This is a genomic window from Priestia sp. SIMBA_032, from assembly GCF_046535215.1.
In the GTDB taxonomy this organism is placed as follows: domain Bacteria; phylum Bacillota; class Bacilli; order Bacillales; family Bacillaceae_H; genus Priestia; species Priestia aryabhattai.
Genome location: NZ_JAWRXD010000966.1, coordinates 1 through 260, shown reverse-complemented (window position 1 = coordinate 260; position 260 = coordinate 1). Strand labels below are relative to the sequence as shown.

Here is a 260-nt window from a genome sequence, read left to right as displayed (position 1 = left end):
GTAGTATATCCCATTAATTACACTGGAAAATGCTTTCTGCTATGAAAAGAGTATTCTATTCCGTTTTCTTGTTCACGGGATTTTTGTTTTTGGCACAATCCTGCACGGAGGAACAGGATTTTGATCAGATTGATGATTTGAGCATCACACCTACCTTGGCCTCTGGCCTTTTTTATTTTGAATCGGATGAAGCAACCATAAATTCAGCAGGAGGGCTAACTACATTTTATTCCCAAGAGGTCAATTTTGATGCTTTTAAC

Annotated in this window: 1 protein-coding gene; it reads left to right on the top strand. The window is 38.1% G+C overall.

Going from position 1 to position 260, the window contains the following annotated elements; translation table 11 throughout:
- Positions 1-41: 41 nt before the first annotated feature.
- The coding region (locus SB717_RS37220; RefSeq protein WP_410908132.1) for a hypothetical protein at positions 42-260 on the top strand (219 nt) is incomplete at its 3' end.